Genomic DNA, 13,967 nt, shown 5'->3' on the forward strand with positions numbered 1-13,967 from the left:
CAAAAATAATGGGTAAGGTTCAAAAGACCATCGGACGGCAAACAGCAAGCTTGGGTAAAAGGGTCATTATCGTAATGTTAGGTGGAGCGCTGCTCGTACAGCCAATGGCTTCTATACTGCCAGATAGCTGGTCTGCAGCGGCTGTGAAGCCGGCAATAGCCTCTGCTTCGACTGGGCCTGTGCTTAAGCTGACGCAGCAATCCTTCGTCACAGCGGGAGCGAAACGGCTCGACTACGTTTGGCATACGACGCGCGGCAGCGCGAAGGTGCAGACTGCTGTGCATGTGATTGAAGTTGATTTAACGAATCCTTATGTATCCTTAAACGCGATCAGCGGTAAAAATAACAGTGTCGGTCAATTAAATACGATACTTAACATGAGCAAGGAAAGCGGAGCTGTTGCAGCTGTAAATGCTGATCTCTTCGTTATGGGCAATGAGGGAGCGCCGTTTGGCGCACAGGTGACCAGCGGGGTATTCATGTCGAGTCCGGCAAGCCTTAAGGGGATGTATGCCTTCACACTGTCTAAGGATCGCAAGCCAATGATTGATCATTATACGTTTGAAGGCCAGGTTACAGCGGCGGATGGCTCAGGCTTCCCGCTCGAGGGCTTGAATCAATCAGCCTATGCACCGGAAACGACAGGCTCTAAATTTAGCCATGTAGATAAGATGTATATGTACACAAGCGCATGGGGCGGTGCGGAGCGTCCGAGAAACTCCGGAACAACACCTACCGAAGTGCTGGTACGCAACGGTATTATTGAGGAAATCTCGATTGATAAAGCAATTGCCGGGCAAGCGCCGTCAGACGGCTTTATTCTTCGCGCGCACGGCAAAGCGGCTGCTTATGTAAAGGAGCGTCTGCAGGTCGGACAAGCGCTTGCTGCTAATTATTCGCTGATATCTCAGACGACAGGCGCGAAAGTCGATCCTGTCTCCTTCGAAATGATGGCAGGCGGACATACGCTGCTTGTGAATGCCGGCGCTGCTGCCACCTACTCCCGCGATGTAACGGGCATAAGCGGAAATTCCTACACATCTCGTACAGCGGTCGGCTACAGTAAGGACGGTACGAAGGTATACCTTATTACAAGTGAGCGTTACGGCAGCAATACAGGCTTGAGTCTTAAGGAATTGCAGCAAATCATGCTGCAGCTAGGCGTATTCAAGGGCGTTAATCTGGATGGAGGCGGGTCTACAACGATGACGGAGCGTCCGCTAGGAAGCTTTTCCTTACAGCTTGCGCATGCGACGCAAAGTGGGACAACGCAGCGCAGCGTCTCGAATGGAATTGGCGTATTTACAAGCGCGCCACAAGGATCACTTAAAGGCATTAACATAAGCGGTGCTAACGTGCTGCTGATTGGACAGAAGGCATCCTTCTCGCTGAATGCCTATGATACATACTATAATCCAATGAATTTGAACAATTCGGCAGCATGGAGCAGCTCAAATGCGATTGGCACTTTGCAAGGCAATGAATTTACAGCATTGAAGGCTGGGAAAACAACGCTTAGCGTGAAATCAGGCGCAATCTCGACGAAACATGATGTGGAGGTGCTTGGCAGGGACCAAATCGCGTCACTATCTATTGGCACGACTGCCGGTGTACTCGCTCCGGGTGTGACGATTTCGGTTCCCGTGACCGCGAAGCTTAAGAATGGAAAGAGCTATAAACTAAGCGGCGACGCTGTCCAATGGCAATTTATCGGCTTCAATGCTACGCAGCAGGGGGACAGCTTGACTGTAACTTCCGTTAACACAGGAACGGCGACAGGCTATGCGATTGCCCGTTATGATGGTTTTGCAACGATGATTCCATTTACACAGGGAGAAGCTGTAACAACGCTTGAGGACTTTGAGAAACCGGCCTATGCGATTACGTCGCAGGTAACGCCAACCGGAGCGACAGGCAATGTTAGTCTGGTGTCCAATCTGCCGGAACAACCATCCGCTCAGGCCTTGAAGCTTGATTATGATTTTACGAATGGAACAGGCACAAAAGCATCCTACGCGATCTTTAATTCAACTGGGCTTCCGCTCACCGGGTCGCCGACTTCGATGACAGTTGACCTATACAGCGACAACAGCTTTAACTGGGTGCGCGCCGAGTTTATCGATGCTGACGGCAAAGCGCATTTGCTCGACCTGGCCAAGCAGCTTGATTGGAGCGGCTGGAAGACGGTCAAGGTGAACCTGTCCTCCGCGGGTATGAAGTTCCCAGTTAAGCTGAAGCGAGCATATATTGTAACCATTGCCGAGGGGCAAGATAAACGAGCGTTATCCGGGTCGATTGGAATGGATAACATGAAGCTGCAGTATCCGCCATCTGCTGTGGTCGACACGAATACGAAGATTGAAATGCTTGTAGGCAATCCTAATGCAACATTGAATGGGAAGCCAATTAAGCTTGAAGCGGCTCCTCTCGTGCTGAACGGAACGACCTACGTACCTGTTCGATTCGTATCGGATGCCATGGGATCGCAAGTATTATACGATAACAAGTCGAAGCAAGTAACTGTACTCCGCGGCAATAAGCTGCTGGAAATGACGATTGGAGAAAAAGAGCTCAATCTGAACGGTGTCCTTCAATCCTCTGAAATTACGCCGATTATCCGCAACAGCCGTACCTTAATTCCGGTCCGTTTGTTCTCGGAGAAGCTGGGGTTAAAGGTCGGCTACGAAGCCAAGCAGAAAAAGATTACCATCGATTAACGATGGACGGATTCGAACTGGTTTGTGATATGATAGAATAGAAAAACCTTTAACAAGAGAAAGGTTGCCGATCCGTCGTGGACCATTTAAGCGTTGATATTAATCGAATAATTAAGAATGCCATTGAAGTAATGGAAGATAGCAAATATCAGATTTACGAAATTTGCGAGTCGGCAAGAACGGAGCTGGAATTGCTTGAGCAGGAGCTCGAGCTGGTATTGCAAGAAACCGTTAAAACCATTGAAAAAGTGGATAAGCTTGAACAGGATTACCGTCGAGCGCGTATTCGATTAACTGAGGTTAGTCGGGATTTTGTCAAATATAAGGAAGAAGATATTAAGACTGCCTATGAGAAAGCGACACAAATTCAGCTTGATCTTATGGTTTATCGCGAGAAGGAGTCCTATTTGAAGGCGCGTCGTGACGATCTGCAGAAGCGCGTCCGCAATGTGGAAAATTCAATCGAGAGAGCAGAAACGATTGCTTCCCAAATAAATGTCGTACTTGAATACTTATCGGGTGACCTGAATCAGGTCACCCGTATTGTAGAGTCCGCCAAAACGAGGCAGCTCCTGGGTCTGAAAATTATTTTGGCGCAGGAGGAAGAGCGCAAACGAATTTCCAGAGAGATCCATGATGGCCCGGCGCAATCGCTCGCCAATATTGTTCTTCGTACAGAAATTGCAGAACGTATGTTAATCAAGCAGGAATTTGTAATGGTACAGGAAGAATTAGTAGATTTAAAGGGACAGGTTCGTTCGGGTCTGGAGGAAATACGCAAAATTATTTTTAATTTGCGTCCGATGGCGTTGGATGACCTGGGGCTTGTACCAACGCTTCGCAAGTTTACGCAGGACTTCGAGGAAAAAACCAAAATACACACCGTATTCGAGTTAAGCGGCAAGGAAAATCGTATGCCGTCGGCAATGGAAGCGGCTATTTATCGTTTGGTACAGGAGGCCTTTACTAATATTTACAAGCATGCGAGCGCTTCCCATGTCATACTCGAAATAAACTACCAGCCGCATCAGATTTCACTCGTTATTCACGACAATGGAGTTGGTTTTCATAGTCAATCCATGGAAATGGATGCTAGCCGAAATACACATTTTGGATTAGTAGGAATGAGAGAACGTATCGAGCTGATTGAAGGAAGGATGGAGATCGACTCAAATCCCGGCCAAGGGACGAAAATTGTAATAGAAATACCAATAACCGCTGAATCTAGAAAGGAGCAATAATATGACGATCCAAAGACCTGCTAATTATAATCAAACGATTAAAATATTACTTGCGGATGACCACCAGCTATTTCGGGAAGGCTTAAAGCGTATTCTAAATATGGAAGATGATTTGGAAGTCATTGGAGAATGCGGAGACGGTATCCAAGTTATGGAATTTTGCAATCATACCCTTCCTGAAATTGTGCTAATGGACATTAATATGCCGATTGAGAATGGCGTTGTTACGACAGAGCGCCTGAAAAATATGTTTCCCGACGTAAAGGTTATTATTTTATCGATTCATGACGATGAGAGCTACGTATTCGAGACGCTTCGCAAGGGTGCTACGGGCTACCTTCTAAAGGATATGGAAGCCGAATCGCTTATTAATGCCATTCGCTCAGTCGTGCAGGGTTATGCGTACATTCATCCTAAAGTAACAGGCAAGCTAATTAATCAGCTTCGTCGAATGACCTACTTGGATGAAATGGGCATCGTATCGGGTGCTGCAGCGGCGCAGGAGCCAGGCGTTAAGTTCGTTGCTGGCGACGATAGCCCATTGACACGCCGCGAGGCGGAAGTGCTGCGGCTTATGGCCGAGGGCAAGAGCAACAAGCTGATTGGTGAATTTTTATTTATTAGCGAGAAAACGGTTAAAAATCATGTAAGCAGCATTTTGCAAAAAATGGAGGTTGACGACCGCACGCAGGCGGTTATTCAATCGATTAAGTATGGCTGGGTTACGTTGTAGTTGTAGCAGGCCATTTTGTGCTTTTTTATAAGACGGAAAATCCCGCATCGGCTCGATGCGGGATTTTTGTTGTTGCAGTTATGGAGGCGGGGGATCGGATGCAGGCTTGGTTGTCGTGATTGGCGTAGATGTCGGCATGTTCGCAGTGTCAAATAGTAAAGGCTAAAAAAGTTATTAGGGATTGAACGCCTATTTTTAAGCATGTCCGCGAATCAGGGAACCAGTGGGCACCTCGTGGCATATAGTGTCACTAAGAGGAGGTGCTGCGATGTTGGGAATATTATTGCTTGTCATTGGTATCTATGCTTTGGCGGCATTATCGGTGCATCTGGCCTATCGGATACAGCAAGGATACAAGCCGTCCGGGAAGCATTATGTATTCGTTGCCGAAGGCGAGCATAAAAGGATGGAATGGTATATGCGCTCGATGCTTTCTTTTTCAAGGTGGATGGGAAAGGAGGTCAAGGTTACGATTGTCGATCGCGGTATAGACGGAGAAACGCTGGCGATTATAGATCGGATGTCTAAAGACAGTCATAAGCTGCAGGTGCGCGTGCATCCAGATCAGGCTGTTGTTTTTGATGAGAAGCGCAGCCCTAAAGAACGAAAGCGTTCGCATATGAACGAGACGGATGCTACGCAGCTGATGTGGCTTTTGCAGGAGGAGGGGGTTGTGTCGAAGGCTGATCATGCGGTGCTTGTTGATTTGCAAAATCCGGCTGATTTGTCGAAGATGCCGTTTTAGGATATAATGACGGGAGATAAATAAGAAAAGTGAAGCACACTTGATGACGCATGCTGCGTCGTTTGGTGTGTTTTTTTGTGTTTTGGTGGAACAGAGGACCTTATTGGGAACGATTGAGAGGGGGAGCGAGGGTGCGGGGGCAGGTATATATCGTCATGGTTAACGGTCGCTGGCAGGCTCGGATGACAATCGAATCGGAAGTGGATAAGCGGTATTGGATGAGCAGTGCGCATGCTGGGGTTAAAGCGGAAGCGGGCTGGTTGTGGAAGGAGAAGCTGCCGCTGGGCGATGCTTGCTTGGCGGCAGAGCTTTGGGAGAGAGAATGCGGAAGGGGGAAATCCGTTAACGGATTTTCAAAAAGGGCAGGGGGCATCTATTTGGAGCTGGAGGCGAATTTGCTTCGACGTTTATCTCGTTGTGTTGAGGAAGCGAAACGGGAAGCGCGCGAAAGCGAGAAAGCAGCAGGCAATAACTGGTGGAGACGATGGAGCAGCTGGCGCAAACGAGGAGGCCTGGGGGACGAGAATTGGGCTGGCCTGGTGGAGAGATGGGAGCGAGCAATTAAAGGCGAGCGCGGAGAGGCGAGGCGAGCGGGGGATGGAAGCGAGTATGGCAGCGGGGGGCGAGCAGCAAGAGATAGCGAGTATGGCGGTGCGGGGCGAGAGATTAGTGATGCGGAGCTGGAGGGGCTTACGGCAGGAGCGAAGCTTGCCGCGGAGGTGGTGCAGGGTCGTGCGCTGCTGCGCAGCGAAGCGCAAGCCCTGCTTGCCTGCGCGGTCGGGCCCGGCGCCGGGGCGAGCTGGAGCGAATGGCTCCAGCTTGCTTCGCTGCTCGGGCGGGTGCGCCTGAGCGGAGCGATCGCCGCCGGGAGAGGCGGGCGAGCGGACGCCCCGGGACGCCGCAGGCGTGAGCGCAGGTGTCTGCGCTGCGGGAGCGGCGAGGCGCTGCAGCGCCGCACAGCATGCGCGGCGTGCGGGAGGGTGTGTGCCTATTGCACGGCATGCATTGGGATGGGGCGAAGCCGGGAATGTGAGCTGCTGGTTACCGGGCAGCGCGGAGGGTTGGACGATGGCGCGAGATTGACGAGCGCTTCGGATGCTCTTGTGCGCCTGCCGCCGGTGGAGCGGCGGCTGGAGGGGTGGAAGCTGAGCCCGGCGCAGACTGCGGCCGCGGCGAAGGCGCTTCAATTCGTGGAGGAGCAGGCGGTGAAGCCTGTGCAGCAATCACCTGGAAAAGCAGCGCCGATTCGCGAGTTTTTGCTGTGGGCGGTAACGGGAGCGGGAAAGACCGAAATGATATTTCCGCTTGTGGAATCCGTACTGCTAAGAGGAGGCAGAGCACTGATCGCCACGCCGCGCCGCGATGTCGTCATTGAGCTTGATCCGCGCATACGCAAAGCATTTCCCGAAGCTGCTGTCGTTACATTATATGGCGGCAGCGAGCAGCGCTGGGAGACAGGCGATATTACGCTGTCTACCACGCATCAGCTGCTGCGTTTTTATCAAGGCTTCGATTTGGTTATCGTAGACGAGATCGATGCTTTTCCATATCATGGAGATCCCATTCTGCATTATGCGGCGAATAAAAGCTGCGCGCCTGGAACGCCTCGCCTGCTCCTGTCGGCAACGCCGCCTAGAGAACTGCAGCGTGCAGCGCGGAGCGGGAGGCTTGCATATGCGCGCGTTCCTGTGCGGTACCATCGCCATCCGCTGCCGGTGCCGAGTTTGCTGGCTGGACCAGCGGTCAAGCAGATGCTTCAGCAGCGGAAGCTTCCGGCGAACCTGCTGGCCGCGATGCGGCAGTCGCTGCAAAGGGACGCTCAGCTGTTTGTATTCGTGCAGCGAATCGCGCAAACCGAGCCGATGGCGAGGCTGCTTCGGGCTGCCTTAAATCATGCAGCGGTTGAGGCAACCTCTTCGCAGGATGTCGAGCGCGCGGACAAGGTGAAGCGTTTTCGGGCTAGAGAGATTCGTATATTAGTTACGACGACTATTTTAGAACGGGGAGTAACGATACCAAAAAGCGATGTATACATATTGGATGCGGACGGACGGCTCTTCGATGAAGCGTCCCTGGTACAGATGGCTGGTCGAGCAGGGCGCTCAGCCGACGATCCATATGGAAAGGTTTACTTCTGCAGCAAGGAGCGCAATCAATCGCAGGTTGCCGCAGTGCGCCATATCCGAACGATGAACCGGATAGCGCGCAAGCAAGGCTATTTGCTCCCTAAATCCAAAGGAGGCGGCGAACGATGACACTCTCGCCATCCTCATGGCTTCAGCGGCTGCACTCCGCTTTCACCGCCTCCGCGCAGCTGCTCGCTCCGCGCTCTGCCGCATGCCTGCTGTGCGGCAAGACGCAAAGCGCGGCTCGCAGCGCGGCCAGCCATACCCATCCGCAGCTGCCGACCCAGCTTCGGCAATCCGCTTGCGGAGCGTGCCTCTCCGCAATGCCATGGCTCACCCGCATCTACTGTTCCAAATGCGGACGCGGCATTTCCTGCGATGACTGTATCCGCAGTCCGCATCATGCTTTTGTATACAACCGCAGCGCGGTGCAATATAACGAAGCGATGAGGGCGCTTCTCGCCCAATACAAATATCGTGGCAATGAGCAGCTTGGTCCTGTGCTGGGCGATATGCTGATACCGGCTTTTGAGGCGATGACTTATGACATCGCACAGCGCTGCGATAAGCCTGCGGACAGTCGTGCAGGTCGCGGCAGAGCCAAACAGAACACTCGCTATTCTGACTATTGGCATGCCATTACCTATGTCCCCATCAGCCGGGAGCGGGCGATGGACCGCGGCTTCAATCAGGCGGAGCAGCTAGCGTCTGCGCTTGCAAGCCGTTATCAGCTACCGCTTCTGCACCTGCTCGTCCGCGAGCGGCATACCGAGAAGCAAAGCTTCAAGACGCGCCTGGAGAGACTTCGTGATACGCGTCAGCTTTTTAACATAAATGCTGCCGAGCTCCAGAAGCTGCACATTCATCCTGCCTCTGCTCCTGCAAGTGCTTCTTCAGAAAATCGAATGCTCCGCGTATTGCTCATTGATGATATTTATACAACGGGAAGCACAGCAGAAGCGTGCTCACAGGTTCTGCGCCAGCATAGGGAGCTGCCTATGGAAATATATGTGCTGACGTGGGCGCGTTCTTAGATATTGTCGAAGAATCGGCAATCGGATAGATTCATAGTGAAATAATTACAGCTTTCGTATAAAATAAACCTAACAGTATATTAACTAGCGAATAAGAAGGAGGGCGCATTGCAATGAACCTGGATAATTGTCCTCGATGCGGGAAGCTTTTTGCAAAAAACTTTAGAGATGTATGCCCATCGTGCATGCGTGAAATTGATAAAGAGTATGAGCTTTGCGCCAACTACTTGCGCGAGTTTAAGGGTGCAATTATAACGGAGCTCTCGGATGAAACAGGTGTATCGATTAAGCAAATCACGAAATTCATTCGTGAAGGCCGGATCTCCATGGTGAACGCACCGAATCTTTCCTATCCTTGTGAGTCGTGCGGAACGCTTATACGCGAAAATCACCTCTGTGATAATTGTCGTAACCGGTTAGAGAAGGACAGGAAGCAGATGATTCAGGACTTGGCTCAGAAAGATACGCTTAATCGTTCACAATCGAACTCCGGCGCCTACCGTGGACTGGACAGATATAAGGGCAACAAATGAAATCTTTCTAATATTCCCATGCCTATAAAATTTCACATGACCCAAGCCGATAATACTTGTAAAGGTAATCGGCTTTTTTAGTTCCTGCTAAATAAAGAGGTGGATAAAATGAAAATAAACGAGACGAATCGGATCAGCGCACATCATCACTACCAGAAGCAAAACGAAGCACGGGTAAGCGGAGCGAACAAAGCCCGTCAGAAGGACGAGGTCCAAATTTCGGCAGCCGCGAAAGAGATGCTGACAACGAGCCGGGCGCAGGATCCGGAGAGAAGCAAGCAGATCGAGCAGCTAAAACGTTCTGTCGCATCGGGAACATATCATGTGGAAGCCGGCAAAATCGCTGAGAAGCTGCTTCCTTACTTGAAGGAGTAATCCGCTATGAACGAGTACATTCAGCAAATCCTTGCAATCCTGCAAGAGCTATTGGACGAGCATCGGCAGTTGATTGAATACGGCAAGGCCAAGACAGAAGCCATCACGAAGAACAGCATCGAGACCATATCTTATATTGCCGGCAAGGAGAAGAAATTGCTTGAGCATATTTTGGAGCTTGAGCAGAGACGCACCTTCCTTGTTGGCAAGTATATGCTCTCGCAGAAAGTGACCGGACAGCGCTCCTTCAAGATGGAAAAGCTCATTCAAGCCGTTTTTCATGCAGAGGAGAAGCAGCAGCTGCAGAACAAATGGAAAGAACTCTCGGCAGTCATCCATGAGCTCCAGGACATTAACGAGTTTAACCAGCAGCTAGTCAAAATGACATTGGAATATTTGCATTTTACGCAGGATCTGCTGCTTGGCCCGGAGGAAGAAGACGTGACTTACCATCGTGCTGTACAGGGGATGGCCAATAATCGGAACAGTCGTTTTAATATAAGAACGTAAGAAGAGAGGGAAATGATTATGGCATCCACATTTCATGGGTTAGAGACGGCGCGGCGAAGCTTGTTCACGACTCAATCGGCTCTGAATACGACCGGACATAACATCGCTAACGCTAATACGGCCGGTTACTCGCGTCAAGTGGTGAACATGACGGCCTCTAGACCGATTGATGCAGTCGGGTTTTCCAAATCGGCTGCGGCAGGACAGCTTGGCACCGGCGTTGAGGCGAGCTCTATTACTCGTGTTAGAGAGAAGTTTCTAGATAATCAGTTCCGCAATGAATATAAATCGCATGGAAATTTTACCGTGCAATTAGACACGCTATCCAAGCTTGAGGGAATCGTGAACGAGCCGAGTGACACGGGTTTGCGTACAATTATCTCGAACTTCTGGAATTCCTGGTCCGATTTGACTAAAAATCCGGAAAACGCAGACGGTCGCAAGGTTGTCATGGAACAGACGATGGCGATGGTTGATGCTTTTAACTATACGGCTAAGCAGCTTGGCGATTTGAAGTCAGATTTGACGGAAAACGTAGAGATTAATCTCACGACGGTAAATTCCCTTACGACTAGCATTGCCCAACTGAACGGAGAGATTCGAAGGGTAGAGGGACTCGGTGACAGCGCCAATGATCTGAGAGATCAGCGAGATCTTCTTACAGATGATTTGTCGGGGCTTATTAATATTCGTGTAGAGGATCAAGCGAATGGCTACAGAATAACAATGGGCGGTACGGAGCTTGTACAAGGATCCACGGGGACGCCAATCGATATGGCAACTATTTCAGCCGCAATTGAATCGGGGGACCTGAACAGCGGGGCCATATACGGAACGATTCATTCCAGGGATCATTTTGTAGAGGGTTATATTAACGAGCTGGACAAAATGGTTCAAACGATGGCAATGGGTGAATTCGAAATTACGCTTCCGAAAGGATCGGTGCTCCCAGAGGGTACTGTGCTGAATAATGTGACCTACACGGGTGCTAATCGCACTTTGACGGAAGATACAAGAGTGACGGTTAATGGTCTAAACGGGCTTCACCAACTGGGTTACAACCTTGCTGGGGATGAAGCGGGCTTGCCGTTCTTTACGGACAGTGAGGGCAGTACGGCTGGTTTAAACGCAGGAAATATTGCCTTAAACCCGGCAATTGTGGCTAATTCTAATCTCATTGCCAGCTCGATGCGCGTGACCATAAATACGGATGGATCTGAAAGTGTTATAAGCGGAAATAACTCTTTAGCCGTATTGTTCTCACAAATGAGAGACACACGCTTTGATTTCGATTCAGGGGAAGGCAAGAACAGGAATACGGTAGACGCGTATTTCCGCTCCGTGGTCGGGCAGCTTGGCGTACAGGCTGCAGAAGCAACACGTATGCAAGCCAACCAGCAAATTATCGTGGAGCAGGTCGAATCTCGCAGACAATCCGTCAGCGGCGTATCCTTAGATGAAGAAATGTCCAATATGATTAAATATCAGCATGCCTATAATGCTGCTGCTCGTAATATGACGATGATTGATGAAATATTGGATAAAGTGATTAACGGAATGGGTCGCGTTGGTCTCTAAATCTAAACATATGGAGGTGACAATTTATGTCTTTACGCGTAACGCAATCGATGATGAATACGCAGCTTCTGCGTAATATATCTAACAATCTCGGACGCATGAACAATCTGCAAAACCAACTGTCAACAGGTATGAAGATCAACAAACCTTCTGATGATCCAGTTGGTATCACTTTCGCGCTCCGTTACAGAAGCGAATTGGATGCGAATAATCAATATACAAGCAATGTCGGTTCGGCTTTGTCCATGCTTGAGTATACAGATACAACGATCGGTCAAGCTGGAGATGTGATGCAACGTGCGAGGGAATTGTTGGTACAGGGTGCTAACGGTACGTTAGAGCAAACAAGTCTTGATTCAATTAAGACGGAAATATCCCAACTGTACAACCAAATGGTCGAAATTGGAAACAGTCAATTCAACGGAAAACAGGTGTTTAACGGTGAATTGACTGGTGAAAAGCCGTATCCTGCTGTTACTCTTGATGACACAGTTGATTTGCTGGTTGAGCCGCCAAAATTGAAAGCATACCAAGTAAGTACAGATACGGGTTCTATAAAATATGAGTTATCTGCGGGAATGAGCTTAAAAATTAATATACTCGGTAACGAAGTATTCGGTGAGAGTGTTGATCCGGCAGCTACTCAAGAAGAACTGGAGAGTAGTGATAATGTGTTTCTACTGCTTCAGCGCGCATATGACATGTTGGGTTCTGGTGACCAAAAAGGAGTATCAAAGATGCTTGATCAAATGGATACTCGAATAAACACGATGCTGACGAAACGAGCAGAGGTTGGAGCTAGAGTGAATCGTGTTGAGATTATCGAAAGTCGGTTGAGCGACATTAACATCAACCTGCAAACGGTTCAAGCTAAGACGGAGGATGCCGATATGTCAGTGGTTATTACAAATTTAAAAACAGAAGAAAATGTTTACCAAGCATCACTGTCGGTTGGAGCACAGCTTATACGTCCAAGTTTGGTCGATTTCTTAAGGTAGGTGTATATAGGTGCAAATTCCTCAGATTCAAATTCGTCAGCAATACGCAAAAATCGGCATTGATGCTGACATGGGAAAGCAATCTATAGAACAGCCAAAAGCAACATTAGAAATAAAACAGAATCAAGCAGTACAATCAATATCGCAACCAAAAGGACAGCTTGATATCAATCAAGACCGAGCTTGGGATGCTCTTGGTCTCGGGAACAGTTTAGAGACGATGAGTAAAATTTATTCTATGGCTTCCGACATGGCGTTGCAAGGGTTAGCCCGTATTGTGGAGAAGGGCAATCGGATGGCTGATATTCATTTGGGAGGGAATCCGATCGCGGAAATGGCCCTTGACTGGCAAAGGACATTTCCAGAATTTGATTTTCGCGGGGAAGCATCAACAGACAATGTTGATGTTAATTATACTCCTGGACAGTTATCGATCGAAACAACACCAGGCCGTGTAGAGATTCATGCACAAATAAATCGACCGATTATCCAATATGAACGTGGAAAGCTGGATATATATATGCAACAGCATCCCAGTTTACAAATAACACCTCCGCAAATCAACGAACTCATATAATTTTGTGAAGCTATAGCCCTCTCAAGTGAAAACTGTGAATGAGGTCTATAGTTTTTGTTTTTGCAAACCATATTAGGAACAGGTAAGAGGAGGAACATGAAAGTGAATAATCTTTCGATCATATACTTTGCTCAAGGAATTCCTGGATTCGAGCAATATTATCAATTTGGATTTGTTTCCGTAGAAGGCGAGCTTCCAATTAAATTGATGCAGTCTGTAGAGGACAACGACATTTCTTTTCTAGTAGCAAGTCCCTTTTATTTTAATCCAGAGTACGAAGTCGAATTATCTGAGTCGACAAAGCAGGAACTGGACATATTAACCGAAGAGGATGTCGAAGTATGGTCTATCGTAACGATGCCGTCCGAGCCATCGCAAGCTACGATTAATTTACTGGCTCCAATAATTATTAATAGAAATAAAAAAATCGGAAAACAGCTAATATTACATAATAGTGAATATAGCTCTCGCTCACCGCTTGTTCGTCTAAGGAGGGGATGAAATGTTAGTCTTATCTCGAAAAAGCAACGAATCGATTATTATTAACGGCAATATTGAAGTCATTATTTTGGGTGTTGAGGGTGAAAATGTAAAGCTCGGCATTCAGGCACCTAAAGAAGTAGATATATATCGAAAAGAAATTTATTTGAACATTCAAGCTGCTAATCGTGAAGCGGTACAAAAAGCAATACCATTAAATGAAATGACAAAATTATTAAAAGAAATGCCTGATTTTTTAAAATAAGCTATAAAGAAAAGCAGAATGCTGTCGATATATATATTAGCAAGGTGATAGGGCG

General features: G+C 48.6%; 14 protein-coding genes. All 14 read left to right on the plus strand.

From position 1 onward, the window contains the following. Positions 1–8: 8 nt before the first annotated feature. The 14 genes from ACO9K6_RS06075 (at position 9) to csrA (ending at position 13,912) form a co-directional block, all read left to right on the plus strand. On the plus strand, positions 9–2,717 hold the full coding sequence (locus tag ACO9K6_RS06075; protein ID WP_424766643.1) for a stalk domain-containing protein: 2,709 nt from the start codon (positions 9–11) through the stop codon (positions 2,715–2,717). Between the two features lie 77 nt (positions 2,718–2,794). After that, positions 2,795–3,958 carry a sensor histidine kinase gene (locus tag ACO9K6_RS06080; protein ID WP_424766644.1) on the plus strand — a complete coding sequence of 388 codons (1,164 nt, stop codon included), beginning with the start codon at positions 2,795–2,797 and terminating at the stop codon, positions 3,956–3,958. Between the two features lies 1 nt (position 3,959). Beyond that, on the plus strand, positions 3,960–4,691 hold the full coding sequence (locus ACO9K6_RS06085) for a response regulator (RefSeq protein ID WP_424766645.1): 732 nt from the start codon (positions 3,960–3,962) through the stop codon (positions 4,689–4,691). A gap of 268 nt (positions 4,692–4,959) precedes the next feature. Beyond that, entirely contained in the window at positions 4,960–5,436 is a 477-nt protein-coding gene (locus tag ACO9K6_RS06090; protein ID WP_424766646.1) for a hypothetical protein, read from the plus strand. A gap of 131 nt (positions 5,437–5,567) precedes the next feature. Further along, positions 5,568–7,691 carry an ATP-dependent helicase ComFA gene (locus ACO9K6_RS06095; protein WP_424766647.1) on the plus strand — a complete coding sequence of 708 codons (2,124 nt, stop codon included), beginning with the start codon at positions 5,568–5,570 and terminating at the stop codon, positions 7,689–7,691. Further along, positions 7,688–8,596 carry a ComF family protein gene (locus tag ACO9K6_RS06100; RefSeq protein WP_424766648.1) on the plus strand — a complete coding sequence of 303 codons (909 nt, stop codon included), beginning with the start codon at positions 7,688–7,690 and terminating at the stop codon, positions 8,594–8,596. The genes ACO9K6_RS06095 and ACO9K6_RS06100 overlap by 4 nt, the downstream gene beginning before the upstream one ends. A 113-nt stretch (positions 8,597–8,709) precedes the next feature. After that, the gene (locus tag ACO9K6_RS06105) at positions 8,710–9,129 is read left to right on the plus strand and encodes a TIGR03826 family flagellar region protein (RefSeq protein ID WP_424766649.1); all 420 of its coding nucleotides are present in this window, start codon (positions 8,710–8,712) and stop codon (positions 9,127–9,129) included. Between the two features lie 108 nt (positions 9,130–9,237). Beyond that, positions 9,238–9,504: a flagellar biosynthesis anti-sigma factor FlgM gene (flgM, locus tag ACO9K6_RS06110; protein WP_424766650.1), complete on the plus strand. Its 267-nt coding sequence runs from the start codon at positions 9,238–9,240 to the stop codon at positions 9,502–9,504. Between the two features lie 6 nt (positions 9,505–9,510). After that, positions 9,511–10,014 (plus strand): flagellar protein FlgN, encoded by a 504-nt coding sequence (locus ACO9K6_RS06115; RefSeq protein ID WP_424766651.1) that lies wholly within the window; start codon positions 9,511–9,513, stop codon positions 10,012–10,014. 18 nt (positions 10,015–10,032) lie between these two features. Then, positions 10,033–11,592, plus strand: coding sequence for a flagellar hook-associated protein FlgK (flgK, locus tag ACO9K6_RS06120; protein ID WP_424766652.1), 1,560 nt, complete (start codon positions 10,033–10,035; stop codon positions 11,590–11,592). A 26-nt stretch (positions 11,593–11,618) separates the two neighbouring features. Then, positions 11,619–12,590, plus strand: a complete 972-nt coding sequence (gene flgL / locus ACO9K6_RS06125) for a flagellar hook-associated protein FlgL (RefSeq protein ID WP_424766653.1) — start codon at positions 11,619–11,621, stop codon at positions 12,588–12,590. 10 nt (positions 12,591–12,600) lie between these two features. Beyond that, positions 12,601–13,167 carry a DUF6470 family protein gene (locus ACO9K6_RS06130; protein ID WP_424766654.1) on the plus strand — a complete coding sequence of 189 codons (567 nt, stop codon included), beginning with the start codon at positions 12,601–12,603 and terminating at the stop codon, positions 13,165–13,167. Positions 13,168–13,269: 102 nt separating this feature from the next. Beyond that, complete coding sequence (gene fliW, locus ACO9K6_RS06135) at positions 13,270–13,668, plus strand: flagellar assembly protein FliW (RefSeq protein ID WP_424766655.1); 399 nt, start codon at positions 13,270–13,272, stop codon at positions 13,666–13,668. A 1-nt stretch (position 13,669) separates the two neighbouring features. After that, positions 13,670–13,912, plus strand: a complete 243-nt coding sequence (gene csrA / locus ACO9K6_RS06140) for a carbon storage regulator CsrA (RefSeq protein ID WP_424766656.1) — start codon at positions 13,670–13,672, stop codon at positions 13,910–13,912. Positions 13,913–13,967: the final 55 nt, after the last annotated feature.

The sequence above is a fragment of the Paenibacillus praedii genome (assembly GCF_049725345.1).
Classification (GTDB): Bacteria; Bacillota; Bacilli; order Paenibacillales; family Paenibacillaceae; genus Pristimantibacillus.